This is a genomic window from Azoarcus sp. PA01 (assembly GCA_001274695.2).
Lineage (GTDB): Bacteria > Pseudomonadota > Gammaproteobacteria > Burkholderiales > Rhodocyclaceae > Aromatoleum.
The window spans coordinates 1474786-1500161 of the sequence record LARU01000002.1 but is presented as its reverse complement, the minus strand read 5'-3'; the positions used below and the strand labels follow the sequence as shown (position 1 = coordinate 1500161).

At 67.8% G+C, this 25376-nt stretch carries 18 protein-coding genes; 6 read left to right on the top strand and 12 right to left on the bottom strand.

What is annotated here, in order from left to right:
- Positions 1-86: 86 nt before the first annotated feature.
- Entirely contained in the window at positions 87-3938 is a 3852-nt protein-coding gene (locus PA01_07900) for an AAA family ATPase (GenBank protein ID KON81536.1), read from the bottom strand.
- Entirely contained in the window at positions 3935-5215 is a 1281-nt protein-coding gene (locus tag PA01_07895) for an exonuclease SbcCD subunit D C-terminal domain-containing protein (GenBank protein ID KON81535.1), read from the bottom strand. Before PA01_07895 ends, PA01_07900 begins: the two co-directional genes overlap by 4 nt.
- Before the next feature lie 314 nt (positions 5216-5529).
- Between PA01_07895 and PA01_07890 the strand changes: the two genes are divergently transcribed.
- The 3 genes from PA01_07890 to PA01_07880 all read left to right on the top strand — a co-directional run bounded on the left by PA01_07890 (position 5530) and on the right by PA01_07880 (position 8590).
- Positions 5530-6831: a DUF1615 domain-containing protein gene (locus PA01_07890; protein ID KON81534.1), complete on the top strand. Its 1302-nt coding sequence runs from the start codon at positions 5530-5532 to the stop codon at positions 6829-6831.
- A gap of 49 nt (positions 6832-6880) precedes the next feature.
- Positions 6881-7369: a sodium:proline symporter gene (locus tag PA01_07885; protein KON81533.1), complete on the top strand. Its 489-nt coding sequence runs from the start codon at positions 6881-6883 to the stop codon at positions 7367-7369.
- Between the two features lie 147 nt (positions 7370-7516).
- A complete protein-coding gene (locus PA01_07880) occupies positions 7517-8590 on the top strand; it encodes an NAD(P)-dependent alcohol dehydrogenase (GenBank protein KON81532.1) in 1074 nt (357 codons plus the stop codon).
- 27 nt (positions 8591-8617) lie between these two features.
- Here PA01_07880 and ribA read toward each other — a convergent pair whose 3' ends face one another.
- Both ribA and PA01_07870 read right to left on the bottom strand, forming a co-directional pair.
- Positions 8618-9271 carry a GTP cyclohydrolase II gene (ribA, locus tag PA01_07875; protein ID KON81531.1) on the bottom strand — a complete coding sequence of 218 codons (654 nt, stop codon included), beginning with the start codon at positions 9269-9271 and terminating at the stop codon, positions 8618-8620.
- 246 nt (positions 9272-9517) lie between these two features.
- Positions 9518-10435: a LysR family transcriptional regulator gene (locus tag PA01_07870; protein ID KON81530.1), complete on the bottom strand. Its 918-nt coding sequence runs from the start codon at positions 10433-10435 to the stop codon at positions 9518-9520.
- 229 nt (positions 10436-10664) lie between these two features.
- Between PA01_07870 and PA01_07865 the strand changes: the two genes are divergently transcribed.
- Positions 10665-11951 (top strand): hypothetical protein, encoded by a 1287-nt coding sequence (locus PA01_07865; protein ID KON82383.1) that lies wholly within the window; start codon positions 10665-10667, stop codon positions 11949-11951.
- 160 nt (positions 11952-12111) lie between these two features.
- Positions 12112-13134, top strand: coding sequence for a TRAP transporter substrate-binding protein (locus PA01_07860; GenBank protein ID KON81529.1), 1023 nt, complete (start codon positions 12112-12114; stop codon positions 13132-13134).
- Here the strand turns inward: PA01_07860 and PA01_18705 are convergent.
- From PA01_18705 to PA01_07830, 6 genes are read right to left on the bottom strand one after another with little or no spacing between them, the layout of a single operon-like run.
- Positions 13124-14395 carry an amidohydrolase family protein gene (locus PA01_18705; GenBank protein KAI5913074.1) on the bottom strand — a complete coding sequence of 424 codons (1272 nt, stop codon included), beginning with the start codon at positions 14393-14395 and terminating at the stop codon, positions 13124-13126. The two genes, PA01_07860 and PA01_18705, sit on opposite strands and share 11 nt — an antisense overlap.
- Before the next feature lie 4 nt (positions 14396-14399).
- Positions 14400-15287 (bottom strand): dihydropteroate synthase, encoded by an 888-nt coding sequence (locus PA01_07850; GenBank protein ID KON81528.1) that lies wholly within the window; start codon positions 15285-15287, stop codon positions 14400-14402.
- Between the two features lie 21 nt (positions 15288-15308).
- The gene (locus PA01_07845; protein KON81527.1) at positions 15309-17147 is read right to left on the bottom strand and encodes an ASKHA domain-containing protein; all 1839 of its coding nucleotides are present in this window, start codon (positions 17145-17147) and stop codon (positions 15309-15311) included.
- A gap of 27 nt (positions 17148-17174) precedes the next feature.
- On the bottom strand, positions 17175-17843 hold the full coding sequence (locus PA01_07840; protein KON81526.1) for a hypothetical protein: 669 nt from the start codon (positions 17841-17843) through the stop codon (positions 17175-17177).
- 28 nt (positions 17844-17871) lie between these two features.
- Positions 17872-18531: a cobalamin-dependent protein gene (locus PA01_07835; GenBank protein ID KON82382.2), complete on the bottom strand. Its 660-nt coding sequence runs from the start codon at positions 18529-18531 to the stop codon at positions 17872-17874.
- A gap of 30 nt (positions 18532-18561) precedes the next feature.
- Positions 18562-19971: a methylenetetrahydrofolate reductase C-terminal domain-containing protein gene (locus tag PA01_07830; protein ID KON82381.2), complete on the bottom strand. Its 1410-nt coding sequence runs from the start codon at positions 19969-19971 to the stop codon at positions 18562-18564.
- Between the two features lie 627 nt (positions 19972-20598).
- On the opposite strand from PA01_07830, the gene PA01_07825 reads away from it, so the two are divergent.
- Positions 20599-22827, top strand: a complete 2229-nt coding sequence (locus tag PA01_07825) for a DUF6351 family protein (GenBank protein ID KON82380.2) — start codon at positions 20599-20601, stop codon at positions 22825-22827.
- Between the two features lie 62 nt (positions 22828-22889).
- On the opposite strand, the gene PA01_07820 is transcribed toward PA01_07825, so the two are convergent.
- Positions 22890-23819 carry a transporter gene (locus PA01_07820; protein KON82379.2) on the bottom strand — a complete coding sequence of 310 codons (930 nt, stop codon included), beginning with the start codon at positions 23817-23819 and terminating at the stop codon, positions 22890-22892.
- 156 nt (positions 23820-23975) lie between these two features.
- The gene (locus PA01_07815; GenBank protein ID KON81525.1) at positions 23976-25277 is read right to left on the bottom strand and encodes an AMP-binding protein; all 1302 of its coding nucleotides are present in this window, start codon (positions 25275-25277) and stop codon (positions 23976-23978) included.
- Between the last annotated feature and the right edge of the window lie 99 nt (positions 25278-25376).

Below are 25376 nucleotides of genomic sequence, written 5' to 3'. Positions count from 1 at the left end.
CCCGGCCGCAGTAAGCCCCCGGGGAACCTTTCAATCGGTCGCCCGCTCCGCGCACGACCCAGCCTGCGTCTCGACAGCCTCCGGTTTCAGAACCCCTTCGTCACGACGACCCGGCTCTGCCCTCCCGGAAGGCGGTTGACGTGGATGCGCGTGCCGATGCGTTCGGTCATTTCCTGCACGTGCGATATCACCCCGACCATCCGTCCCAAGGACTGCAGGCTGTCGAGCGCATCGATTGCGACGCGCAGGGTGTCGGAATCCAGGCTGCCGAAACCTTCGTCGATGAACAGCGACTCGACCTGCACGCGATGCGACGAAAGCGACGCGAGGCCGAGCGCGAGCGCGAGGGAAACCAGGAACGATTCGCCGCCGGAAAGCGAATGGACCGAGCGTTGTTCGTTGCCCATGTCCTGATCGACGACCATTAGCCCCAGGCTGTTCGGTACGCGCTCGAGCCGGTAGCGCCGCGCGAGATCCTTGAGATGGGCGTTCGCGTAAGCGAGCAGGATGTCGAGCGTGAGTTGCTGCGCATAATTGCGAAATTTCTTGCCGTCCGCGGCACCGATGAGTTCGTTCATCTGCCACCAGATGCGCGCCGCCCGGGTCTGGGTCTCGATCGCTTCGGCGAGCTTCGCCGAATGCTCGCGCACTTCGGCGTCGCGGCGCAGGGCGAGTTCGAGCTCGCCGAGTTTGTCGCGCAACGCGCCGATGCCAGAGACGGTTGCGCCGAGCGCGGCGTGCAGGGCGTCCGGCGTGTCGACGTCCGGCAGCGCCGCGGTTGGGCGGGCGCGCTCGTGCGCTTCGCGTAGGTCACGCATCCTGTCGAGGCCGCCATTCGCGCCCGCGACCGCCGCCTCGAGTTGCTGCAACCGTTCGCGCTCGGTCGCGATCCATGCTGCGTCCTGCGCCAAGAGGAAGCGCAGCGCGGTGAGGTCGAGGTCGGCGATCTCGGCCTGCCGGTCCTGCTGGCGCTTGAACGCCGCGAGCCACTGGTCGAGCGTTTCGGCGGCGCAGCGCGCGGATTCGGCGATCGTTGTCGCTTGCCGGGTCAACTCGGCGAGCGTCGACTGGCGGCTGGCGAGTTGCTGTCCGGCCTCCTTTGCAGCCTGTTCGCAGCCGTTCCGGCGCTTGCAAGCCGCGGCCTGCGCGCCCTCCAGCGCAGCTTCGATTTCGGCCACGGCCAGGGCGTCGGCGACTAACCGGGTCGACGGGCCGGACTGGGCCGCGAGCGTCATGCCGGTGAAAACCGTGCGACGGGCGGCCTCTTTCGCGTCGAGCGCGCGGCGAAGCTCCTCGGCTGCCGCGTCTGCGTGCCGTTGCTGCAGCTGGGCCTGTTCAACGAGGCGCGCAAGTCCCACTGCTTCGGTGTCGAGTTGGCCGATCTCCGCCTGCAGCGTCGTCGCGGCGTCCCGTTTTGCGCTCCACTCGGCGACGGACTCGCGACAACCGGCGTGGTAGGCCGCGGGATCGGCTTCCCACGCCGTGCGCCAAGTCCGCTCGTCGCCCGCCGGCTGAAGATGTGCGGCGTCGAGCTGGGCGAGCAGGTCTGCGAGGCGGGTTTCGCACTGCGTGTGCATCTCGGTGGTGGATTGCAGGCTTGCCGCTGTCCGATCGGCCGCCGATTGCAGCCGTGTGACGGTCTCGGGGGCGTCATGCGCGGCGTTGCGGCTGTCGTCGAGGGCCTGCTGCGCCGCCTGCCGTTTTTCCTGCGCATGCCGGTACGCGGCTTCGTCGGCGGCAAGAGCCTGCGCGGCGCGGCGAAGTTCGATGTTGCAGCCTGCGAGCCACGCGAATATCGCCGCACCGTCGTCAGCCGGCATCGGCGAGAAAAATTCGCCGAGATCACGCCGTGCATCACGCCACCCGTCGTGCAGTGCCGCCTGCTGCCGGTCGAGTGCCACGAGCCGGGGCGCAATTTCCACCCGCTGCCTTTCCCGCGCCGCGGTGTCCCTGGCGAGCGCCTGTTCCTCGATGGTCAGTTCGTGCAGCACGCCCTGGCAGCGTTCGCGTTCCCCGGCAAGCCGGGTGAGCGCGTCATCGAAAGCCGGGTGCCGGGCAACATAGGGGTGGTCGGGGCTGCCGCATACCGGGCAAGGCGCATCCGGGCGAAGTTGTGCGCGCAACGCTTCGACGCTCGCCTGCGTCGCCTCGAACACGACTTTCCAGCTCTGGTCGACCTGCGCAAAAGCGGCTTCCGCGGCCGGCCGCAACGCGCGCAGTTCCGCAGCGCGCATCTGGTTCGCTGCCACGGCTTCGCGCTCCACGTCGCACTGCCTGGCCAGTTCGTTGCACTGCGCCTGGAGGGTGCACAAATCCCGCCAGGTGCGCTCGGCGAACTGGATGGCCTGCTGTTTCGCTTCGATCCCGGAGCGGCGCGCCGCGAGCGTCGCGACGTCGAAGCATTGGAGCGCGTTCGCCGCCGCGGTCATGTCGGTTTCCCGCCGCGCGAGCTCCTGCGCGGTAGCGGCCTGCGTGTTCAGAGCGGCCTTCAGCGCGTCAGCCTCGCTGCGCGCCTGCTGCGTCAGCTGCTGCAGCTTGACGCATGTGTCGTGTCGGGCGCGGCGTTCGAGTGCTGCGCGCTCGAGCAGGGAATCCCACTTGATCCAGCCTTCTGCCAAAGGTGCGAGCTGGGCCGAAGCGGCGAGCCACGTCCGAGCGGCTTCGAGCCGGGCGAGCCGGATGCTGCGTGCGGCGGCGTTGCTGTCGGCATCGTTGCGGGCTTTGGCGAGCGCCGCTGCCGCTTCTTCGCGTGCGCGTGCAGCTTTCGCGTGCTCGGGACGCAGCGCGGCGATTTCGCTGTCCAGCTGTCGCGCACCGGTGATCAGCGGGCGGAAGCGCTGCTGCACCGCCTCGGCGTAGGCGAGCGCAGCATCCGCGGCAATCCGGCCGGCGTTCGCCGTCGCGACGAGGCTCGCAGCGGCTTCGACCGCCGCTTCGGCCTGCGCCATGCGGGCAGTGGCACTGTCGTGTTCGCGTGCCAGGCGCTCGGTGTCGGCGACCATCGCCCGGGCCGGCTGAACCGCTTCAACGCGCGCGAGGTGTTCGCGCCGCCCGCTCGCGGCTTCGCGCTGCGCGAGCGCCCTGTCGAGCATCGCGCGGGCCTCGGCTTCACGTTCTCGCGCCAGGTCGAGGTCGCGGTGCCACTGGAGCTGCGACTGCAGCTGCCTTTCCAGTACTTCCTGCTCGGCGAGCGCCGCTTTCATGCCGGCCCGTGCCTCGTCGAGATGCGCGCGTTCTTCCGCGGCAAGCGGCTGCTGGTGCTCGAGTTGCGCCTTCAAGGCTTCGAGTTTCTGCTGCTCCAGCTTGTTGCGCTCGTAGGCGCGCCGCGACAGCACTTCGAAGCGGTCGGTCGCGGTGAGCGTCTGGAGCAGCGTCGCGCGCTCGTCTTCGCCGGCCTTGAGAAACGTGAAGAACTCGTTCTGCGCGAGCAGCACGGCACGGGTGAACTGCTCGAACGAAAGCCCGATGCGCGCGGCGATCGCCGGCAGCACTTCGGACTTCAAGCGCCCGCCGACCGGCTGCAGATCGTCGATGCGGCACAGCGACATCTCCGCCTGCTGCAGCTTGCCGTTCGCCTTGCCGCGCGCCCGGCGCACGCTCCAGCGGGCCCGGTAGCCGACGCCGTCACTGCCGCGGAAGTCGACTTCCGCCTGCGCTTCGGCGCAGCCACGGCGCAGGATGTTGCGCCGGTCGTTCGGCAACGTCGTTTCCGTTCCGACGTCCGGCAGCTCGATGCCTCGTCCGCCGGCGCTGCGCAGGCGCGGCGTGTCGTCGAAAAGCGCGAGGCACAACGCGTCGAGCAGCGTGCTTTTGCCCGCGCCGGTGGGGCCGCTGATCGCGAAAAGCCCGGTCGAAGCGAGCGGCTCGGCCTCGAAGTCGACTTCGAACGCGCCGGCCAGCGACGCGAGGTTGTTGCCGCGGATCGCGAGGATCTTCATGCGGACGCCTCGTCCGGAGGTTCGATCGCGAGTTCGGCGAAGGCCGCCGCGAGCGCGTCGAGCAGAGCTTCGCGCTCGCCGGGATCGCCGCCGAGGCGCTGTTCGCACAAGCGCGCGAACACCGTTTCGGGCGCGAGCCGTTCGAGGTCGCCGAGCGACATCGCGGAACTGCCGGTCGCATCGCCCCGCGGTGAACTGGCCGGGTCGATGCGTGCGAGCCGTACCGGCTTGCCGGCAAGCGCCGCCTCGATTCGAGCGCGCAGGCCGGGCTCGGGCGCGTCGAGCCGGACGCGCACTTCGAGATAGGGATGGGCATGCGCGGGACGTTCGGCTGCGGCGCCCGGATCGAGCGCTTCGAGCAAGGGCAGGACGTCGTCGATCGACGCATGGGTCTTCGGCACGCGGATCAGTTCGACGCTGCGCGGCACGCGTACCGGGCGAATTTCGGCGACAGCTTCGCCGTCGAGCTCGACGCACACGACCTGGTGCGGATAGTCGAGCTCGGCGAACGACATCGGCAACGGGCTGCCGCTGTAACGGATATGGTCGCGGCCTCCGACCGCTTGCGCCAGGTGCAGGTGCCCGAGCGCGACGTAGGCGATCCTCGCGTCGAAAATGCCGGTGGGCAGCGCTTCGGCGCCGCCGACGACGATGCGTCGTTCCGAAAGTTCCGAGAGCTTGCCGTGGGCCATGTGGCAATGTCCCATTGCGACGATCGCCTGCCCCGGCTGGCGGCGGGAATGCGCGACCGCAAGCGCCTGCCGATAAAGCGCAGCGACGCCCGCGAGATACGCGTCGTGCTCGCCTTCGCCTTCGCCGGCGATGCGGGGCACGTCCCCCGCGCGCAGGAACGGAATCGCGAGGCACCACGCGGCGACGACCCCGTGACGATTCTTCAGCGGCACCACCAGGCGCTCGACGTCGATCGACTGGTCGGCACGGCGATGGACGTGGCCGACGACGGCCGCGTCGAACAGCTCCAGGAACGGCGAAGTGGCTTCGAGTCGCCCCGGCGAGTCGTGATTGCCGGCGATGATGACGATCGACAGATGCGGCATGCGCTCGCGAGCGGCGGTGAGGAAACGGTACAGCTGGTGCTGCGCGCTGGCCGACGGATTCGCGTTGTCGAAGACGTCGCCGGCAATCAGCAGGACATCGGGCTGCTCGGTGGCAATCAGGGCGAGCAGCCAGTCGAGGAATTGCTGGTGCTCATAAGTGCGGTCGAAGTCGTGCAGGGATTGGCCGAGATGCCAGTCGGACGTGTGCAGGAGTCGCATCGGGAGCTCGATTCCTTGGTCGGATCCATTGTATTGTGCCCCACTCCGGGTCGTCGCATCGATACGATGTTCACCGAGCGCGCGCGCCGCAGGCGCCGTGCGCGAGGCAGCAGGCGGCAGGCGGCACTTCGCCGGGACGTGCGGGATTGCCGGCCGACTGCGACCACGAGCGGCCCACCGCGCCGTACGGTACGATGCGAACCGTTCCTCCGCGCCGGCCCGGCGAGCTTCGCAGGCGCTCGGTCACGGCACAAGAGCTTCGGCGGACGCGGGACGAACAATTCGCTTTCGTCCGCCGACAAACAGGGAAAACGATGAGGAAAGCCCAGGGAATCGGGAACATTCGAGGTTTCGCACTGGCCGTATGCGCGCTGCTCGCAGGCTGCGCCGCAGTCCCCGAGCCGGTCGCGGTGCAGGCGCCGGCGCCGGTCGAGGTGCGGTCGCCGAAAACGGCTCACGCACCTGCCCCCCCGCGTGCGCCCGTCGTTCGCCCCGCGGCACCTTCCGCAGCTGCGGCAGCGGAGCAGCCGGAGGCGATTTCCCTGCCGGCGCCGGTCGCGTCGATGTTGGCGTCCCGTTACCCGGGGCGCCAGCAAGGCGTCGCGCGGGTGCTGGAGCTGTTGCCGCGCAGCGTGACGCGGGACAGGAACGGCTGGGCCGCCGACATCTTCGCTGCTTTTGTCGCGTTGCGCCTCGCGCCGACTGCCGAAAACTTCTGTGCCGCGATTGCCGTCATCGAACAGGAGTCGGGCTTTGTCGCCGATCCGGTGGTGCCGGGGCTGTCGCGCATCGCGTGGCGCGAAATCGAGGCGCGTCGCCAGCGCTTTCATATCCCGAAGCTCGCGCTCGATGCGGCGCTGGCGAAACCGTCGCCAAACGGCCAGACGTACAAGCGCCGGCTCGATACGCTGCGCACCGAGCGGGAGATGAGCGTGCTCTACGACGACATGATTGCCGAGCTGCCCGGGGGCCGGTTGCTGCTGAGCGGCTACAACCCCGTGCATACCGGCGGGCCGATGCAGGTCAGCATCGCGTTCGCCGAAACGCATGCACGGGCCGCCCCGGAATACGGCGGCGGAGTCGGCAAGGGGCTGCGCAACGCGGTATTCACCCGTCCGGGCGGGCTCTATTTCGGCATCGCGCACCTGCTCGATTACCCGGCGCCGTATCACGATCCGCTGTTTCGCTTCGCCGATTTCAACGCCGGCCATTACAGCAGCCGCAATGCGGCATTCCAGCAGGCGGTGGCGCGGCTGACCGGTGTCAAACTGGTCCTCGACGGGGATCTGCTGCGTTACCAAAACGGGGCACCGAGCGGCGAGGCCAGCGCGACGCAGAAAGCGATGATGGCGCTGTCCGGGCGGCTGAAGCTCGATCCCGCGGAGATCCTTGCAGGGTTGCGGCAGGAAAAGCGCGAGTCGTTCGCACGGACCCAGCTTTACCTGCGCGTTTTCGCGATGGCCGATGAGGCCGCCGGAGCCCGCGTGCCGCGCGAAGCGATGCCCCGCATCGAGCTCAAGAGCCCGAAGATCCAGCGCAAGCTGACGACTGCGTGGTTTGCCGAGCGGGTGCACATGCGCTATCGCGCATGCATGAAGCGTGCACCGGTCGCGTGACGCCAACCGAGTTCCGAAGGGGACGCGCCGGGCACAAGGAGATCCAGCAATGCGAACAGACTCCGGCCGGAGCACGGATCGCGCCAAGCGGCTCGTCGCGACCGGCGCGATCGCCGGAATCGTGGCCGGAATCGTCGCGACCGCCGCGCAGCTCGCGTTATGGTGGATCTTCTCCGACACGCTGCCCGCAATCCTCTTTCGCGATGCCCGGCTCGCGGCCGCCATCGTCATGGGGCCCGGCGTGCTGCCGCCGCCGGCGACGTTCGATGTCGTCGTGATGCTCGTCGCGACAGCCGTGCATTTCGCGCTGTCGATCGCTTACGGCGTGGTGCTCGCGCCGCTGGTCGCCGCGCTCGACGCGCCCCGGGCGTTGGCGGCCGGCGGCGTGTTCGGCCTCGCGCTGTTCGTGCTGAACATGTACGGCTTCACGCTCGTGTTCCCGTGGTTCGATGCCGCCAGAGACTGGATCACCGCCGCGGCCCACGTCGTGTTCGGCGTCACGGCAGCCGCTGCCTGCCGACTGCTGACGGCGCGATAGCGCGCCAGCGGCGCCGGCGAGGGGGATATCCGCCCTGCGGCAGGCCGCCTCTTCGAACACTGTCCCGGCCACTCGCGCGGCGTTTGCGCCGCCCCGAATCGGGGAATAGACTGTTGTCATTGTTCCAACCGTCCCCGGAGCATTGCCATGACCACGATGAAAGCAGCCGTCTTCAAAGCGCCCGGTCGCCTCGAGCTCGTCGATAAACCGGTTCCGGCAGTCGGTCCGAACGATGCGCTGCTCCGCATCACGACGACGACGATCTGCGGCACCGACGTCCATATCCTCAAGGGCGAATATCCGGTTGCGGCCGGCCTGACGATCGGCCACGAGCCGGTCGGCGTCATCGAGCAGCTCGGCAGCAACGTGCAGGGCTACGCCGAAGGGCAGCGCGTGATCGCCGGCGCGATTTGCCCGAGTTTCACGTCCTACGGCTGCCAGGACGGCGTGCCGGCGCAGGACGGCGGCCATGTCGGCCACGGCTACAAGCCGATGGGGGGCTGGCGATTCGGCAACACGATCGACGGCGCGCAGGCTGACTACGTCCTCGTGCCGGACGCGATCGCGAACCTCGCGCCGGTTCCCGACGGCCTCACCGACGAGCAGGTGCTGATGTGCCCGGACATCATGTCGACGGGTTTTGCCGGCGCCGAAGCCGCGAACATCCGCATCGGCGACATCGTCGCGGTGTTCGCGCAGGGACCGATCGGGTTGTGCGCGACTGCCGGCGCGAAGCTGCGCGGCGCGAGCCTGATCATCGCCGTCGATGGCGTCGACGAACGTCTGCGGATCTCGCGCAACATGGGCGCCGACGTGACGCTGAATTTCCGCGAAGTCGATGTCGTCAGCGAAATCCTCAGGATCACCGGCGGGCGCGGCGTCGATGCAGCGATCGAGGCGCTCGGCCTGCAGACGACGTTCGAGTCGGCGCTGCGCGTGCTGAAGCCGGGCGGCACGCTGTCGAGCCTCGGGGTGTATTCGAGCGACCTGACGATCCCGCTCGGTGCGTTCCACGCCGGCCTCGGCGACAACAGGATCGTCACGTCGCTGTGCCCCGGTGGCAAGGAGCGGATGCGCCGGCTGATGAACGTCGTCGCCTCCGGTCGTGCCGATTTCGGCGCCCTCGTCACGCACACCTACGCGCTCGACGATATCGTCGCCGCCTACGATCTCTTCGCGAATCAGCGCGACGGGGTGCTGAAGATCGCGATCAAGCCGTGAGACGAGCGGCAGCGCGCCGCTGCCGTCTCAGTGTCCGGCGAGCAGGTGGCCGAGCCGCTGGGCCTTGGTGCGCAGGTAGTTCGCGTTGTGCGGGTTCGGTTCGATGACGTGCGGCACGCGCTCGGCGACGGTGATGCCGTACTGCTCGAGCGCGGCGACTTTGCGCGGATTGTTCGTCATCAGCCGCAGCGAGGCGATGTCGAGTTCGCGCAGCATCGAGGCGGCGACGGCGTAATCGCGCGTGTCGGCGTCGAAGCCGAGGAGGTGGTTGGCTTCGACGGTGTCCGCGCCTTCGTCCTGCAGCGCATAGGCGCGGACCTTGTTCAGCAAACCGATGCCGCGGCCTTCCTGGCGCAGGTACAGCAGCACGCCGCGCCCTTCGGCAGCGATCGCCGCGAGCGCCGCTTCGAGTTGCGGGCCGCAGTCGCAGCGCCGGCTGAACAGCGCGTCGCCAGTGAGGCATTCTGAATGGACGCGAGTCAGAACCGGCTGACCGTCGGCGACCGCGCCGAGCGTCAGCGCGACGTGCTCGCGCCCGGTCGCCGGCTCTTCGAAGCCGTGCATTCGGAAAGTTGCCCAAGGGGTCGGCAACCGGCATGAAGCGACGAGGCGGGTGTTCCGCTGCTCGGTTTCATCGGCGCTCGCGACCGCCCCGGCGTTTCGGGTATCCGCGGTGTGCATCGTGGTCTCTCTTCCATTACGGGTGGCGGCCAGGGTTATCGGGACGGCCTGCGCGGAGGCTTTCTCCGCGTCTACGCGAGGCCCGTCGTACCGCCTTCGACGAGAAGGTGACCTGTGCGCGCGGATCGGTCAACTGCAAAATGCGTGCTTTCATTGCGCGCTGCGCTCGAGCGCGTCCCGATTCGAGGACGCGGTGGCAATGCGCCGAGCGAATGGTCATTTTTATTCTGCACCTGCAGCGGGTGTTCAGCCCATCTCGAGCTTGCGGAACAACTGGTGGATTTCGCGGCGCAGCCAGCGATTGCCCGGGTCGTTATGAAAGCGCTGATGCCAGAACTGGCGAATGGTGAAGGTCGGCGCGTCGAAAGGCAGTGGCAAGGCCTCGACCCCGCCCGATTCCTTCAGCGTGCGCGCGACCTCAGCCGGAACCACCGCAATGAGATCGGTGCGGGTAACGATGTGGAGCAGGCTCAGGAAGCTCGACACCCGCAGTTTCACGTCGAGATCGAGCCTGAGCTGGTGCATGTGTTGTTCGATCAGCACCATGCTGCGGGCCGGGGAACTCACTGTAACGTGACGTGCCGCGAGGAAACGCTCCATCGTCAGCTCGTCTCGTGCGAGCGGGTTGTCCGAGCGGACGATGCAAACGAAGCCGCAGTCGAGCAGCCCCTGCTGGAAATACTGCGCCTGTTCGAGGTCGGTGAACGGGCCGATCGCAAGGTCCACTTCGCCCGTCAGCATCGCTTCCTTCATTGCATTCGAAGGCATGAACACGGTTCGGAGGCTGACGCCCGGTGCCTTGACCTGCAGCGCGTTCATTAGCATCGGCACGTAGTTGCTCTCGCCGATGTCGGCCATGCACAGCGTGAAGCGGCGCGTCGACTGGGCCGGGTCGAACGGTGCGGCGCCGAAAACGTCGTTCCTTATCTTCTCGATCACCTCGCCTATCGGCAGCGCCAGCAGTGACGCGCGCGCGGTTGGCAGCATCTCGATGCCGGTGCGGAAGAACAGCGGATCGTCGAAAGTCGTGCGCAGCTTCGCGAGCGCATAGCTCATCGCCGGCTGGCTGAGACCGAGTTCGGTTCCGGCGTCCTTGACGCTCTTGTGGCGCAGGATCGCATCGAAGATCACCAGCAGGTTCAGATCCACTGAATGAAGATTCATTTTTTGGATTTTCCTAATCCATCAGAGTGGATTGACGGACTCTAGCACTTTCACGATATTGCCTTCAGCTGCCTGCACCGCCACCTGCAGGGAGAAATTGACTCCGCGACAGCCCGTCACGGTCGCCTGCCGGATATCGGAACGAGGCATGTGCTGCCCCCGCAAGGCCGATCAGCAAGTCGGCGCGTCTTTCCCGATGCCCTCATGTTCCAGGAAGGAAATGCATACGATGAATGCCATCTGCGAAACGCTCGTCAAGAGTCCGGCCGTGGCCGCCACCGCCCCCTCCGCTTTCGACACGCGCTGGCAGCGCATCATCGATTGCGTCGCGCTGAAGCAGCCGGATCGCATGCCCGTAGCTTTCTACTCGACGTTCTGGCTCGCCCGTTACGCCGGCATCACGTGCCGCGAGCTGATGTACGACTACGAAAAGACGCGCGAGATCGGCGAGCGCGCGGTGCTGGAATTCGACCCCGACGTCGTCAGTCCGCTGCTGCTCACGGCGACTGCCGGCCCGTCGCTCGACGCCATCGGTTTCAAGCAGCTGCAGTGGCCGGGGCACGGCGTCGGCGACGACCAGCCGTTCCAGTATCTCGACCGCGAATACATGAAAGCCGACGAGTACGAAGACTTCATCTTCGATCCGACCGGCTATTATCTGCACACCTACCTGCCGCGTGTCGCCTCGGCGTTCGAGGGCTTCGAGGATCTGCCTTATCTTCCCGGGTTGTACTACTTCCGCCTGCTCGGCGGCATCCGCCCGTTCGCGAAGTCGCGGGTACGCGAGGCGCTCGAAAAAGTCATCCGGGCCGCTGAAGAGGCCGAGCGCTTCGCGCAGCACCATATCGCGTTCACCGACCGCCTGGCGACGCTCGGCTACCCTTGCACGAACGGTACAACAGGCATCGCGCCGTATGACTTCATCGCCGACTACTTTCGCGGCGCGACCGGCATGATGAAAGACCTATACCGCAAAAAGGACCAGCTGCTGACCCTGCTGGACAAAGTTGCGGTGTTCCTGCTGAAACAGATCGTCTCGGCGGCGCGCGCTTCCGGCAATCCCGTCGTCTTCATCCCGGTGCATTGGGCGCCCGACGCGTTCATGTCGCCGAAGCAGTTCGAGACGTTCTGGTGGCCGTCGTTCCGTCGCCTGCTGGTCGGCCTGATCGACGCCGGGCTGATCCCGATGCCGCTTTGGGAAGCCGATTGCACGAAGCGGCTCGAGATCATCAAGGACATCCCGGCGGGCAAGTGCATCTACTGGTTCGAGCGCACCGACCTGGTCAAGGCGTTCGAGGTGCTCGGCGACGTGGTGGCGCTGCGCGGTAATTTGTCGCCGTCGATGATGACCACCGGGACGCCCGCCGAGGTCGACGCCGCAGTGCGCCATCTTGCCGAAAACGTGTTTCACAAGGGCGGCAAGCTGATTCTCGACTGTGCGTTCGGCCTGCCCGACGAGGCGCCGGTCGATAACGTCCGCGCGATGTTCGCCGCCGCCCGCAAGTATGCGGGCTGAGTGCGCACACCCGTTCCTCACCAAAGCCGGAGTGCGGCTTCGCCCAAGGCTCGGGCAGACGGATCGAGCCACCGCGCCTTCACCGTCCCTCGTGCCTCCGCGAGGTCGCTATCACGTCGCCGTCGGCTGCCAATCCGACTGATTCCGGGAGACCCAAAGCATGAAAACACGCGCGCTTCTATTACCGGTGCTCGCAGCAGGGGCAATGGCCGGCGCCTTGCCGGCACATGCAGAAATCGTACTCAAGGTCCATCATATGCTGCCGCCGAGCTCCACCGCCCAGACCAGGCTGCTTGGCCCGTGGTGCGCGAAGATCGCGGCGGAATCCGCCGGGGAGCTGAAGTGCCAGATCTATCCGTCGATGCAGCTGGGCGGCATGCCGACGCAGCTTTTCGACCAGGCGAAAGATGGCGTCGCGGACATCGTCCTGACGGTGCCGACCTACCAGGCGGCGCGCTTCACGGTCACCGAAGTGTTCGAGCTGCCGTTCATGACGAGCACCGCCGAAAAAGCCAGCCGTGCGTTGTGGAACTACGCGGCGAAGTACGCTGCCGAGGAATACAAGGGCGTGCGGCCACTCGCCTTCCATACCCACGAAGGGGCGCAGATCCACACGACGAAGAAGCAGGTCAGGACGATGGCGGACTTCGCGGGTCTGAAGCTGCGCGCGCCGAGCCGCCTGTCGACCAAGCTGGTTGCGGCGCTGGGCTCGACGCCGGTGCCGATGCCGGTTCCGCAGGTTCCGGAAAGCCTTGCCAAAGGGGTCATCGACGGCGCGCTGCTGCCATGGGAGGTGATGCCGGGGCTCAAGCTCGACGAAATCGTGAAGTACCACACCGAGACCGAAGCTTCGTTGCCGAACATCGCCAACACCATTTTCGTGCTGGCGATGAACCCGGCCAAATACGAGAGCCTGCCTCCGGAGCTGAAAAAAGTGATCGACGCGAACAGCGGCGCCGAGACCTCGGCCTGGATCGGCAGGATCTGGGACGAGACGAAAGCGCCGAACCGCAAGCTGGCCGAAGCGCGCAACAACGCGTTCTACACCGTGCCAGCCGCCGAAGTGCAGCACTGGATCAAGGCGTCCGAGGGCGTCGCCCTCGAATGGGTCAAGGAGGTCACGGCCAAAGGCTACGACGGCGACAAGCTGCTCGCGGACGCGAAGGCGATGCTCATGCAGTAGCGGCGGCGGGCGGGACCCGGTCCCGCCCGGTGCGCCCCGTTGCCAACGGACGCAGCGTCCCATCCGGCCGGGATGCGTGACATGAGCCGCTGCGGAATACCGCCAGCGGCTCGCGCAGCGCGGCGAACCGCTCGAATGGCGACGCCTCGAGCAGCACCGCATCGAACGCTGCGCCCTCGGCGAGCAGCGCCGGCTCGCCCCAGTGACGCCGCGCAGCGCTGGTCGCCGCACGCAGCACCGTCGTGACCGACAGCCCGGCTTCGTGCAGCCACTGCAGTTCATCGAGCAGCCCGGTACCATGGCCGACACCATGGCTTCCGGCGTCGGAGCCGCACAGCAGCGTGACACCCGCTGCGTCGGCGCGCACGAGGTTTTCCGCATGCTCGTCGAGGATGCGGGCGATGTTGTCGACCGTCTGCGGCGACCAGCCGGCGACTTCGGGGCGCGCCCACTGGAAATGCACCGGCGCGAAAGTCGGCGTCCACGCGATGCCGCGGTCGGCCATCGCCCGGACCCTGTCGCAGGTCATGAAGAAACCGTGCTCGATCGAATCCACTTTCGCCGCGATCGCGACGTCGAGGCCGGTCGTGCCGCTGCAGTGCGCGAATACGCGTTTGCCGAGCGCGTGTGCGGTGCGTACGACCAGCGACGCCGACTCCAGGTCGAACTGCGGCTCGCCCGCGACGCGGCCGGCGTCGAAATCGATGATGCCGGTGAGGATCAGCTTGATGTCGTCGCAGTCGGCGGCAAGCTCCTGCACCGCCGCGACGATCTCGTCGCTGTCCGCGACATCCCGACCCATGAATGCGCCATAGCGCTTCGGGCGCTTCAGCCCGAGGCCGGCGGAGCGTACTGCCGGCAGGGTGGCGCCCCGTTCCGCGGCCGCTGCCCGCAGGCGGTGGTTGATGCCGAAGCGGTCTCCCGCGTCGCGCACCGTCGTGATGCCGCACGCGAGCGTCGCCGCCGCGTTGTGCGTCGCCACCGCGAGCATCTCCTCGAGCGGCGCCTTCAAGTAGTCGGCACGCCGCGTCGCGTCGAGTTGCGTGCCGTCGAGGAACAGGTGCACGTGGGCGTCGACGAGGCCCGGCATCAGGAACGCCGCGCGTTGCGGCGCTGCGGTTGGGGGCGCGACGAGCGCGAGCTGCGCTGCCGGCAGGATCGCGGCGATTCGCCCGTCGGCAATCAGGAAGCCATACGGGCCATGCTCGTGGTGGCGCTCGCCGTCGAAGTAGCTGTCGACAATGATGGTTTCGGCCGGCATCGCGTCACGCCTTGTAGAACTTGCGCACCGCGCGCAGCGCCTGGCTGCCTTTCTGGTCGAGAAAGTGGCGGTAGGTCGTCAGTACGTAGTCGTCCTCGGGCAGCGGCTCGTAGCCACGCCACGGAGTGCCGAGCACGGTGTCGAAGCCGAAAGGCACGGCGAGCGTGAGGAAGGCGTTCTCCAGCTTGTGCTTGAGGTCGGAACCGTCGGCAGCTTTGGCCGGCAACTGCTGGCCAATGTTGGACAGCCCGCCGGTCATGTGCAGGCCTTCGAGCTCCGGGTCGCTGCCGATCAGCCGCACCGCGTCGAGCGTGGCGCGGTTGAGTCCTTCAGTGTCGGCGATGATCGCGCTGACCGACAGGTCGATGTAGATGTGGTCCATCGGCATGCCACAGTCGTCGCGCAGACGCAGCGCCGCGCGCCGCGCTGTCGAGGCGATGTCCTCGGCGGTCTTGTTGTTCTTCGCGACGCCATCGACGACGCTCTCCGAGGCCATGACCATGACCTTGAACGGATGCTCGCGGTACAGGTCCATCGCGTCCCAGCGGTGCTCGGTGATGGAATTGACGATCGGCAGCTCGCCGCCCGCTGCGTCGCGGTCGTAGGTGTCCAGGCACAGTTCGAAAAGCTCCGTGTTCGGTACGTCGAAGGACAGCGGCACGTCCACGACGTCCTGGATCGCTCGAACCACGTCGGTCAGGAACGGGCGGTCGGTCATCGCCTGCGAGCCGACATTGACGTTCAGGTACACCGCTCCGGCCTCGACCTGCCTGATGGCCAATGCCTGGATGCCGGGAATGTCGCTGTTGTCGAACAGCGCCCGCGTGCTCTTGAAGCCGGGGTTGATGCGCTCGCCGATGATCCGGATGTCGAAGCTGTTGCCTGTCGTCACGATCTTTCCTCCGTGTGTGCTTCAGTGGAATCCGAGGTTGTGGATGAACGCCCGCTGGAACTGCGCGCGCGTGCTCATCTCGACATAGCGGCAGCCGGCGGCGAGCTGCCGTGCGCGGCTGCGTGCCGCCGTGCTGGCGAGCATCTGCCGCACGCCGGCGCCGGCCGCGTTGCCGACCTGCACGAAACGTTCGCGCGGCAGGTCCGGGAACATGCCGATTGCAACCGCGCTGTCGATGTCGATGTACGCGCCGAAAGCGCCGGCGATGATGAAGCGCCCGATCGCCGGCGCCTCAACCCCGGCGTCGGCGAGCAGCAGGTCGACGGCGGTGCGGATCGCCGCTTTCGCGAGCTGCACCGCGCGCACGTCGGCCTGGGTGAAATGGACGCCGGGGGCGAGCACCGCGAAGCGCTCGCCGTCCTGTGCGCCGACGTCGCGGTGCGGCGCCTGGATGCGCCCGCGGCGATCGACGATGCCGGCTCGATACAGCGTCGCCAGCGCGTCGAGCACGCCCGAGCCGCACAGCCCGACCGGTGTCTTGCCGCCGATCGTGCGCACCGTGACATGGCCGTCGTCGAGCCCGACCTGCTCGATCGCGCCCGCGGCGGCGCGCATGCCGCACGAGATGTGGCCGCCTTCGAGCGCCGGCCCCGACGGGCTCGACGCGGACAGGAAGACGCCGTCGTGGATCAGCGAGATCTCGGTGTTCGTGCCGATGTCCATCACGAGACTCGTCGCGGCGTCGCGCCAGTGGCTTTCGGTCGCGAGCAGCGCGGCGACATGATCGCCGCCGACGAAGCCGCCGACGTTCGGCGTGACGTGGACATACGCGCCGGGGCTCACGCCGAGGCCGAACTCGCGCGCCTTGACGTCCATCGCGTCGCGCACCGCCGCGACGAACGGCGCGCGGCCGAGTTGCCGCACGGGCAGCCCGAGCAGCAGGTGATGCATCGCGGTGTTGCCGCAGACGACGACGTCGACGATTTCAGTCGCTTTCGCACCGCTGGCGGCGCACAAGTCGTGAGCGAGCGCGTTGATCGCGGCCACCGCCGCGATGCGCAGTTCGTCAGCCGCCCCCGCTGGCCCACTGACGGCGTAATCGATACGGCTGACCAGGTCTGCGCCCCACGCGACCTGCGGGTTTTCGAGCCCGAAGCTGGCGAGCTGCGCGCCGCTTTGCAGATCGACGAGGAAGCCGGCCGCATTGGTCGTGCCGAGGTCCACAGCGAGCCCGAGCACGCGGCTGCCCGGCGGGGCGACGTCGATCAGCTCGGAGCCTCTCAGGCACAGGCGCAGCGACCAGGCGGCGTCGCGAAGCGTCTGCGGCAGCTGCCGCGCGGCGACCAGGTCGACCGTGCCGATCGACGGCGTGCCGGGCGCGTCGATGGGCACGGCGAGCGCGCGGATCACGCGGTCGATGTCAGCGACGTTGTCGGTGAGCGTCGCTTCGGCGAGGTGCACCTCGCGGCTCGCGACCGCCGCGTCGAGGCGCAGGCGGTCGGCATCGCCGTCGCCCGCGACGTCCGCGCGCGCGACCGGTGCGAGCGAGCGCGGCGCGACTTCGACCGTGCAGTCGCTGCGAGCGCGAACCCGGCAGGCGCGGACCCATTTCTTCCGGTTTGCCGGCGCGGCGGGCGACGGGGCGGCGGGATCGGCATGGTCGGCTTCGATCTCGCCGTCACGGATGTGCACCATGCACGCGCCGCACGTGCCACGGCCGCCGCACGCGCCGACGATGCGAACGCCGTGGCGCCGGGCGCTCTGGAGGACCGTCTCGTCGCCGCTCGCGGCAATGGCGCGGCCGAGCTGCGGGAAGTTCAGCGTCAGTGCCCGCGCGAACGGTTTGTCACGACTGGTCATGGAGGCTCCGCAGCGTTTTCGTCCGGATCAGGCGGCCGCAGCCGCCGCCGCGCCGTGCCGGCAGCGCGCGCGGGAGCGGCAGTGCTGGCAGCGCGACCACGATACCGGCGGCAGGTCGATGCCGACGCCGAGCACCATCGACGTCGACTTGTGCGGGCGCATCAGCAGGCCGGCGTTGAGCTCGATGCCGATCGCGGCGGCATCCGCGAGCCGCAGCACGGCGGCCTGGGCGTCGAGCGCGAGGCCCGGGTCGCCGGGGCGCAATTCGCCGGCCATCGTGAGCGCCCGGCGCCTCGCGTCGGCGAGCATGCGGTCCTGGGCGATGCGGGCGACTTCGAACAGCAGTTCGTTGCCGAGCTCGTCGAGCGCCAACGCACGCGACGCCTGGCGCGCGGCGATGAGGCTCGCGACGCGCCTCTCGATGCCCGCGCCGATGGTGCAGCTCGCGCAGGCCAGTGCGGTCAGCCGTCCCGATTCGGGCAGCAGCCACGGCGCGTGGAAAGCCTCACCGCCCGCGTGCAGCCACTCCCCCGGCGGCGCGTCGAGCGCAACGATGTGGTAGCTGTAGGCGGCCTCTACGAGCCGTTCGTCGCGCGCGAGGCCGAGGACTTCGCGTCGCAGCCGGCTGCGGCTCACCGATCCTTCGGCCAGGCCGTCTGCGGCTTTCAGCACGTCGAGGTTGCGCGTGCAGGGCATCTGGAATTCCTCTCGCTACCAAGCGTGATCACGCGGCGACCGCGATCCAGCTCTTGCTCAGCGTCACCGCATCGACGGCGTTGACGCCGAACGCGTCGGCCCGGGTGTACGCGCACACCGTGTTGTCGATCTGCCCGCCGCCGATCATGATCTTGCGGCCTTCGCGCAGGCCCGCCCGCTCGATCGCCTCGATCGTCTCCTTCATCGAGTCGAACGCGAGCGTCAGAAAGCCGCTCAGCGCGACGACCTGCGGATCGAACTCCCGGATCGCGGCGAGGAACTCGGCGACCGGCACATCGATGCCGATGTCCTTCACTTCGAAGCCGTTGATGTCGAGCATGAAGCCGACGATGTTCTTGCCGATGTCGTGCAGGTCGCCGTGCACCGTGCCGAGCAGCACGCGGCCGAGCTTCTGCGCACCTTCGCCGTCCTCGCTGATCAACGGCTTGGCCAGCGCGCCGATGGTCTCGAGCATCTCGCCGGCGAGTACCAGCTCGGGCAGGAAGTACTCGCCCTGCTCAAAGCGCCTGCCGACCTCGTCCATCGCCATGCGGCAAAGCTCGAGCACGCGCAGCGGGTCCGCCTTCTCGTCGAACAGCATCTTCTTCGCGAGCTCGAGCGCGTCGTCCTCGTTCATGTCGGCGAGCCACTCCACGAGCAGCGTTTCCTGATCGGTCATCGCGTTCATCCGGGTTTCCTCCTCAATCGACACGGGATTTCAATGGACTTGCAGAGCGGGCCGGCGGCGCAGGCCCGAAGCGACGATGATGTCCGCCAGCACGTCCTCGTTCTTGTGGCCCATCAGGTGCACGCCCGCGACGCCGTCGATCTGCGTCAGCGCGCGGATGGTTTCGAGGCACACGCGTCGGCCTTCCTCCTTCTGGTCGCGGGCCGCGGCGATGCGCCGCAGCGTCGCTTCCGGGACGTACACGCCGGGCACGTGCGCGGCCATCCACTGCAGCGCGCGGGCCGACCCGAGCGTGCCGACGCCGACGATGATGCGGGCGCGCCGATGCAGCTCGCGGGCGCGTACTTCGCGCATGAAGTCTTCGAGCAGGTCGAGGTCGAAGCAGAACTGCGTCTGGATGAACTGCGCGCCTGCGTCGATCTTCTTCTCGAGGTTGATGATGCGCTCGCGGTGCGGCGGCACGAACGGGTTCGCGGTCGCGCCGACGAAGAGATCCGGCGGCGTGTCGAGCCGGCGGCCGGACGCGAATGTGCCGCCGTCGCGCATGCCGCACGCGGTGCCCAGCAGGGACACTGCGTCGAGGTCGAACACCGGCTTCGCTTCGGGCTGGTCACCCTGACTGACGTCGTCGCCAGTGAGACACAGGATGTTGCGTACCCCGAGTGCCGCAGCGCCGAGGATATCGCCTTGAATCGCGATGCGATTGCGGTCCCGGCACGTCACCTGGTAGATCGGCGTCATGCCGTCAGCAACCAGCAACGCGGATGCAGCGACGCTCGACATGTGGCAGTTACCGCCCGCGCCGTCGGTAATGTTGATCGCGTCGACGAGTCCCCGGAAACGGGCCGCGCGCTGCAGCAGCGCGGCGGGGTCGGCGGAGTCGGGCGGGCCGACTTCGACCGTGACGACGAAGCGGCCGGAGGCGCAGGCGCGCTCGAACGAGCCTTGCTGCGGTACAGGCCGCGCTTCGGGCGCAGCTGGCACGGGCGCGTCCGGCATGTCGACCGCGATCACCTGTATCCATGTGGACTTGCCACGATGGCGGTGATCAAGGGGTGCCAGCCGTGTCGCGGCGGGGCGTTGCCCGCAGGCGATACGCCTCGCCCCGTCGATCGCCTCGAGCCACACGCAGCGCATTCCCGGCACCACTTCGCAGCCGCCGTCCGGACGCACTCCGCCGCACGGGCCGTTTCGCATCTGTTTGCTGCAGTTCATCGGGCAGGCCATGCCGGTCGATGACAGGACGCACTGGCCGCACATGCGGCAATCGAAGAGGAAAGCCTTGGCGGCGCGTTCAACCGGCCCGAGCAGCCGTTCCGCGGGCCGTCGGCCCACGAAGCGCAGGCCTGCCCGCGCGACCGGCATGACGGCCAGCACCGCGCGGTAGACACGCGCCAGCGACGAGGCGCGGCGCACCGACCAGCGGCGCATGAGCATCATGATTTGGCTCTCACCGGCTCGGCTCCCACGGGCGGTACGGTGCGAGTCAGACGTGGTCCTCTGTTCCACGCTGCGCCTGCTGCGACCGGTTTCGCTGCCTCCATAACCCCCACCCCTCGAGCGTCGCGCAGTCTTCAGGTTCGTACGGCGGAGGTTTCCGTCGTACTCGTCCCGCGCTTTACAAGTCCCCGATCTGCCGGGGGTCAGGAGTAAGTTAAAGCGCAGGGTAGGGTTTGTAAATTCGATCGACCGGATTGGAGATATCGAATTTTTGGATCTGTCGACGCGTTCTCCAACGGGCGAGCGATCGCGCCCGCAGCCCGGCTTTACACGTGGAAAAGCGGCTGCGACCGGCGTGTCCTAATATTGGAAGGCGTGACGGCGGCAGGTCGAAGCCGACGCCGCGCGCGACGGCGAGCGATTGTCGACTTGCTGACGGAGGGATCATGCATACGCCTACACCCCCGGTGCCGGGTCCGCAGCCCGACCCGGCACCGGAGCCCGACCCGGTGCCCGACCCGAGCAAGGACCCGGATCCGGAGACAGACGACGATACCGCGCAAGTGACCCGCGAATACGTAAAGAACGGGGGCCGGTCCTGATCGATTCACTCGGATAGGGGGGAATATGCCGGCGAAAAAATGGGTCTGGTTGAGCTTGCTGCTGATGGCCACGCTGCCCGCCGGCTCCTCCGCGCCGCCGAAGGCGCAAAGCCCGATCGTCGTCGGCCTGCCGACCGGCTTCGATGCGAAAGCGCCCACCGCACCGTACGACGGACCGCACCCGTCGCGGTTGCAGCGCCCTGCCGAGACGTTCCCGTTTCCGATAAGGCTCGGTGAAGTCGGGCCGAGCGAAGCCCTGTTTGCCGGCCCGCGCCAGTATCCGTTTGTTTGCGATACCGAAACTTCCGGCCTGGGCCAGCCGCTGGTGGACAATCAGGCCGGAGTCGGCACACCGGTCGTCTCGAAAGCCGCGACGGTCTTTGCGAACCCGGCACCGATCGGCTACAGCCAGGACTGTCTCGCGCGCACCCGGGCGTGGTATTACTACAAGCCGCGGGACAAGGAAAAATTCGAGCGGTGGTCGGAGGCGGTGCGCGACGTCGACAGCGTCAGCATCAACGGTAGGCAGGTGCCGTTCATCGTGCGCGTCGAAATGGGCACGATCAACCGTTTCATCTACGTCATTGCGGCGCTGAAAGGGCCTCACGAAACTCTCGCTGCCCCGAGTGCTGCGCACTGGAACGGTCGCCTGATCTATCAGTTTTCCGGTGGCGTCGGCATCGGGCACCGGCAAGGCCGGGTCAAGCCGTCGAGGGTCCTCGAAGGGCGGCGCGAGCAGCTGGCGCAGGGCTATGCGGTCGTCGCGTCGACCGGTACGACGACGTCCACCCATTACAACATCTGGCTGGCCGAAGACACCGCGTTGCGCGTAAAGCGCCAGTTCGTCGCGCTGTACGGCGAACCGGAGTACACGATCGGCGTGGGCGGGTCCGGGGGGGCGATCCAGCAGTATCTGCTCGCGCAGAACCGTCCCGGCCTGATCGATGCGGCGATCGCGCAGTATTCGTATCCCGACATGGTCACCCAGACCATCTGGGCGTTCGACTGCGAACTGCTGGAGTTTTACTTCGACAGGACCGACCGCCGCAATCCGCTGTGGCACGAGGCCGAAAACCGGCAGTGGGTCGAAGGTCTCAATGCCCGCAACGAGTACCAGGGCGAGGGCAAGGCAAGAGCCATCGCGACGACGACCCGGCTTGCGCTGCTGGCCGGCGAGCGTCGGGTGGCGGACCCGGAGGGTCAGACCGAATGCGTGGTCGGCTGGCGCGGGCTGACGCCGCTGGTGCTGAACCCGCGCTTTGCGTTGATCGAAGACCGGGTCGCGAGGCGCGTGTTCCGGCGCGTGCAGTGGAGCCATTTCGAGGATCTGAAGGACTTCTACGGCACCGATGCGCACGGCTATGCGCGCATTCCGTGGGACAACGTGGGCGTCCAGTACGGCCTGCGGGCGCTGCAGCGCGGGCAGATCGATGCCGAGCAGTTCCTGCGCCTCAATGCCCGTGTCGGCAGCTGGAAGCCCGTCGCCGAGATGAAGCGCGAGCGTTTCTGGATCCTGCGCGGAGCCGCCAGCGATCTGGACGATTTCTCGCCGTGGAGCGCGCACAACATGAATCGCGGCACGACGCGCGATGCGCCGGCGCCGCGCTTCGAAGGCGACCGCATGGCAATGGCGGCGGCGTATCGCTCGGGGCAGGTCTTTCTCGGGCGGCTCGACATTCCGGTCATCGACGTGCGCCACTATCTGGAACCGGTGCTGGACATGCATCATGCGTCAGCGTCCTTTTCGGTGCGCGCCCGGCTGCTTGCGGCCCAGGGAGACGCGGGAAACCAGGCGATCTGGGTCAGCGACAGGAAGCACGATCCGACTCCGGCAGCCTTTGCCGCGATCGAGCGATGGCTCGCCGCCAAACGCGCGCGTCCCGAGCAGTCGTGGTCCGCGCTGCGCCCGGCGGCCGCGAGCGATCGTTGCATCGATGCGCGGGGGAGGACGATGTTCAGCGGCGATCGGGTATGGGACGGTGAATGGAACGGGCGTCCGCGCGGGTCGTGCATGCGCGCCTATCCGATCTATGACACGCCGCGCATCGTCGCGGGCGACACGATACGCGGCGATCATTTCAAGTGTGCGCTGCAGACGGTCGGCGAGGCGCTCGATGCCGGGCTCTACGAACCGGTCGACATGCGTCCCTACCGGGCGCGACTCGAGCAGATCTTTCCGCACGGCGTGTGTGACTACCGGCAGCCCGATCAAGGCCGCCCGGCCGATCTGCCGGGGGCGAACGGCACCGGCTGAAAGCCTGCCCGCACACGAGACGGCGGCGCGACGCGCAATTTCCGCGCGCGCCGCAGCCTGGCTCAGAACGGCGTCACGAGCTTGAACCACGCCTTGTCGCCGCGGAAGCGATTCTCGGCTTCGGTTTCGTGCTGCCACTGCGCGACGAGCAGCGTGCCGCCTTTCGTCGTGTAGCTGATGCTCGGGCCGATCGCGAACACTTCGCCGCGGCGCCCTGCGGACCACGGGCCGATCGCCGCGGGGATCTTGCGGCCGTCGAGCTCGTCGTCGGTGGTCTGCTTCACGTAGTAGCCCGACAGACCAGCCCCCCACGGCCCGAAGCGCTTGCCGACGAGGTAGTCGATGTGAAGTTCGTCGCCGGACTCGTAGTCCATCTTCGGCGCGCCCGGCGCGGGCCGGAAGTCCTTGTTCTTCGCCTTGATGTTGTACATGAACTTGGCCGACACTTCCCAGCCGCTCTCCGACAGCCAGGTCGCGGCGAATACCGGTTCGACGCTCCAGTAGTGCGCGCCGATGCTCTTCCGCGGCTCGCCGGACTTGTACTTGCCGGTCGGCGCGTAGAAGTCGAGCGCAGCGACCCAATGCCAGTTGCCGGAATGCCACGCGACGACGAACGGTGAAAACACGATGTCGCCGAGCCCGCTGACCGTCTTGCCGCCGGCGCCAAGCTCCAGTTCCTGGTGCACGACCGGCAGGATCGCGTGCATCGCCCAGTTGCCGCCGAGGATCTGCTGGTTCGTGACCTTGACCCAGCGCAGCGCGTCGAACCACGCGGTGACGGAAGCGCCGGGCACCTTGTCGCCGTCGCCGTCGCGCAGGTCGCCGTCGTAATAGCCGAAGTAGTTCAGAAAATAATCGCCCGGCGGCGGCAGCGCGCCAGCGAGCCAGTTCTCGCTGCCGTGGGGATACTGATCGCCGCCTTCCTTCGCGCTCGCACTGGTCGCAACGAGGGCCGACAGCGCGATCGCAACGCCGACTTTGTTCATCCTCATAAGTCTCCTCCTTGATGTTTTATTGCTCTGCTCACTGCAATGCTGCGGCCGGGACGGGCTTGCCGGCCCGTCCCGGCCGCAGCGGTAACACCTTCAGCTGCCCCGCAGCCACACGCCTGCCGGGGAGCGCGCAGGTGATGCGTCCCGGCGCCGTCGTCACCCCTCGCGGCTGACATGGAAGCGCCGCGCTTTCATGTCGAAGCGTGGCAGCGCGTTGCGGCCGACGTGGTGGACGCGCGGCCGGAAGGCGAGGAGCGAATCGAGTTTTTCGGCGATCGAATGCACGATGCATGCGTCGGCACCTTCGCACAGCTCGATCTCGACGTCCATCTCGTCGAGCGCGTGCTCGCGGCGCACGTGGATGCGGAATTCGTCGACTTCGGTGAATTTGCGGATGATGTTCTCGACGCCGGACGGATAGACGTTGACGCCGCGCACCGTGACCATGTCGTCGGCGCGGCCGAGGATGCCGCCTTCGAAACGCAGGAAGCTGCGGCCGCACGCGCAAGGGGCGTGGTTGACCTCGACCAGGTCGCCGGTGCGGTAACGCAGCACGGGGAAACCCCAGCGGCCGAGGTTCGTCAGCACGAGCTCGCCGCGCTGGCCCGGCGCGACCGGCGCGCCGGTGGCCGGATCGATGACTTCGGCGATGAATTCGCTCTCGACCAGATGCGTGCCGCCCGGCTGATGCTCGCATTCGAACGAATGCGCGCCGATCTCCGAAGCGCCGGCGTGGTCGAAGCACTTCGCCGACCACGCCGACTCGATGCGCTGCTTCGTCGCCGGGATATTCGCGCCCGGCTCGCCGGCATGAATCGTCGCGCGCAGCGGGATCGACGCGAGGTCGAAGCCCGATTCGCGCCCGACTTCGGCGAGCCGCAGCGCGTAGGTCGGCGTGCAGCACAGCACCGTCGCGCCCGTGTCGCGCATCAGCTCGAGCCGCTGCAGCGAGTCGCGCCCGCCGCCGGGGATCAGCGTCGCGCCGACTTTGTGGGCCCCTTCGACCGCGGACCAGAAGCCGATGAACGGGCCGAACGAGAACGCCAGGAACACGCGGTCGGCCGGACCGACGCCCGCGCCGGCGAAGACGTGCGCCCAGCAGCGTCCGAACCAGTCCCAGGATTGCGCGGTGTCGAGCACTTTCAGCGGCACGCCGGTCGTGCCCGAGGTCTGGTGCAGCCGCACGTAAGCGTCGGGCGGGTACGTCAGGGTCGTGCCGAACGACCCGTTCGCTGCCTGCTGCGCCTCCATCAGCTCGGACTTCGTCGTGAAGGGCAGCTGCGCGAGGTCGGCGAGCGTGCCGACGTCGCGCGGGTCCACCCCCGCAGCCGTCCATTTCGCCGTGTAGAACCGGTTGCGCTGCCACAGCTCGGCGAGCATCGCGCGCAGTTTTTGCAGCTGCAGCGCTTCGAGCTTGTCGCGCGGCAGGGTTTCGGTAGCTTCGTCGAAAAATGCCATGAGGATCTTCCTTCGGTTGGGCGAGGCAATGCGGCACCGTGCACACCGCTCGCGCGGCATGCAGGCAGGTATCAACGAGAGTCGGGGAAGCGCCGTGGC

Bases quoted from the DNA above. Each gene is read 5' to 3' on its own strand.
- PA01_07895 (KON81535.1), bottom strand. From the start codon at position 5,215: ATGCGACTCCTGCACACGTCCGACTGGCATCTCGGCCAATCCCTGCAC.
- PA01_07830 (KON82381.2), bottom strand. From the start codon at position 19,971: ATGATGCTCATGCGCCGCTGGTCGGTGCGCCGCGCCTCGTCGCTGGCG.
- PA01_18705 (KAI5913074.1), bottom strand. From the start codon at position 14,395: ATGCCGGCCGAAACCATCATTGTCGACAGCTACTTCGACGGCGAGCGC.
- PA01_07815 (KON81525.1), bottom strand. From the start codon at position 25,277: ATGGCATTTTTCGACGAAGCTACCGAAACCCTGCCGCGCGACAAGCTC.
- ribA (KON81531.1), bottom strand. From the start codon at position 9,271: ATGCACACCGCGGATACCCGAAACGCCGGGGCGGTCGCGAGCGCCGAT.
- PA01_07890 (KON81534.1), top strand. From the start codon at position 5,530: ATGAGGAAAGCCCAGGGAATCGGGAACATTCGAGGTTTCGCACTGGCC.
- PA01_07835 (KON82382.2), bottom strand. From the start codon at position 18,531: ATGAACGCGATGACCGATCAGGAAACGCTGCTCGTGGAGTGGCTCGCC.
- PA01_07900 (KON81536.1), bottom strand. From the start codon at position 3,938: ATGAAGATCCTCGCGATCCGCGGCAACAACCTCGCGTCGCTGGCCGGC.
- PA01_07860 (KON81529.1), top strand. From the start codon at position 12,112: ATGAAAACACGCGCGCTTCTATTACCGGTGCTCGCAGCAGGGGCAATG.
- PA01_07865 (KON82383.1), top strand. From the start codon at position 10,665: ATGAATGCCATCTGCGAAACGCTCGTCAAGAGTCCGGCCGTGGCCGCC.
- PA01_07845 (KON81527.1), bottom strand. From the start codon at position 17,147: ATGACCAGTCGTGACAAACCGTTCGCGCGGGCACTGACGCTGAACTTC.
- PA01_07840 (KON81526.1), bottom strand. From the start codon at position 17,843: ATGCCCTGCACGCGCAACCTCGACGTGCTGAAAGCCGCAGACGGCCTG.
- PA01_07820 (KON82379.2), bottom strand. From the start codon at position 23,819: ATGAGGATGAACAAAGTCGGCGTTGCGATCGCGCTGTCGGCCCTCGTT.
- PA01_07885 (KON81533.1), top strand. From the start codon at position 6,881: ATGCGAACAGACTCCGGCCGGAGCACGGATCGCGCCAAGCGGCTCGTC.
- PA01_07825 (KON82380.2), top strand. From the start codon at position 20,599: ATGCCGGCGAAAAAATGGGTCTGGTTGAGCTTGCTGCTGATGGCCACG.
- PA01_07880 (KON81532.1), top strand. From the start codon at position 7,517: ATGACCACGATGAAAGCAGCCGTCTTCAAAGCGCCCGGTCGCCTCGAG.
- PA01_07870 (KON81530.1), bottom strand. From the start codon at position 10,435: ATGAATCTTCATTCAGTGGATCTGAACCTGCTGGTGATCTTCGATGCG.